The sequence below is a fragment of the Verrucomicrobiota bacterium genome, from assembly GCA_037139415.1.
GTDB lineage: Bacteria > Verrucomicrobiota > Verrucomicrobiia > Limisphaerales > Fontisphaeraceae > JBAXGN01.
Map to the genome: position 1 here is coordinate 1 of JBAXGN010000378.1, position 1,539 is coordinate 1,539.

Genomic DNA, 1,539 nt, shown 5'->3' on the forward strand with positions numbered 1-1,539 from the left:
CAAACCGTTTTTTTAAGAATCTTTATGTAGCGTTATTTATGCGCTGCTGTATAGCCCTGTCTGGTCGCCAGAGCGCGTTTGATTTCGATGAACTCGGCATCCAGGATGTCGTCGAAGTCCTCAACCGCGCCAATGCGGACGCTGTAAAGGCCGACTTCGGCAATCGCACCCGCAACGAAGACCCCGTCATTCATTTCTACGAGCATTTTCTCGCCGCCTATGACAAGCAAAAGAAAATCCAGCGCGGTGTCTTTTACACCCCCAATGCCGTAGTCTCCTATATTGTCCGCGGAGCCCACGAGTTGCTCCAAACCGAGTTTGGCATCGAGGACGGCCTTGCCTCCACCATCACCTGGGGGGAAATGCTGAAGAAGAACCCCACCCTCAAACTCCCTAAAATCCTTGTTCCCAAGGCGGGCAAAGCCGAGGGCGAGGAGGTGGACCTCTCGCCTGATGAGTTTTTCGTCATGATCCTCGACATTGCCACCGGCACCGCCACATTCCCCGTCGAGGTCATCGAGGTCATCTTCCAGCACCTGAAAGCCAAATGGGAAAAACACGGCCTCCAGGGGATGCCCCTACTCAAAATTCGGGATCTCGGCATTCGGATTTCGGATTTTCGTTCCTATTGGAACGCTTACGTACCTGCCGCACTACTGCCCCGACTCTACGGCTACGAACTCATGATGGCACCCTACACCATCGCCCACATGAAGCTCGCGCTGAAATTTTCCGAAATCAACGCACGCCTTGGCCAACCCGATTACCAGTTCAAATTCGAGGGCCGCGTACACATTTACCTCACCAATACTCTCGAACCGCCAACAGGCTTTCAAACCCAACAGTTTGCAGAGTTCTTTCCGGCACTGGCTCACGAAGCCGCAGCAGTCAATAACGTTAAACGTACGAAGCGATTCACTGTCGTTATTGGCAATCCTCCTTATGCCGGGCATTCATCTAACCAGGGCGACTGGATTCGGTCGCTTGTTCGGGATTTTTACTTTGTCGATGGAGAGCCCCTTGGTGAACAAAATCCAAAATGGCTACAGGACGACTATGTGAAGTTTATTCGCCTCGCCCTTCATACGCTCTCCATCTCCAATTCCGGCGTTCTTGGATTTATCACAAATCATGGGTTTGTAGAAAATCCCACATTTAGGGGGATTCGATTCCAATTGCTCGCTGATTCTCCAAATCTCCACATTCTCGATCTTCATGGTAATTCCAAGAAGAAAGAAAAGTGTGCTGATGGCTCTCCGGATGAGAATGTTTTTGATATTCAACAAGGAGTAGCTATTTCCCTTTTCACCAAAGGATTCCAGGGAACACAACGACAAATTCACCATGCCAACCTGTTTGGATCGCGTGAGTTCAAATACAACGCACTTGCAAACAACACCGTCGCATCAATGAAATGGAATACGGTCATGCCGGTTGCTCCGTTCTACCTTTTCACTGATGAAGACGCACACCTTCGTCAAGAGTATAATGTCACCGGGCAGATCAAAACCAGCCATTAATGGGCAGATCAAAACCAGC

The 1,539-nt window shown here is 50.1% G+C and carries 1 protein-coding gene; it reads left to right on the forward strand.

The genetic code is table 11. The features are described 5' to 3' along the window. The coding region (locus WCO56_29840; GenBank protein MEI7733804.1) for a hypothetical protein at positions 1–1,520 on the forward strand (1,520 nt) is incomplete at its 5' end. Between the last annotated feature and the right edge of the window lie 19 nt (positions 1,521–1,539).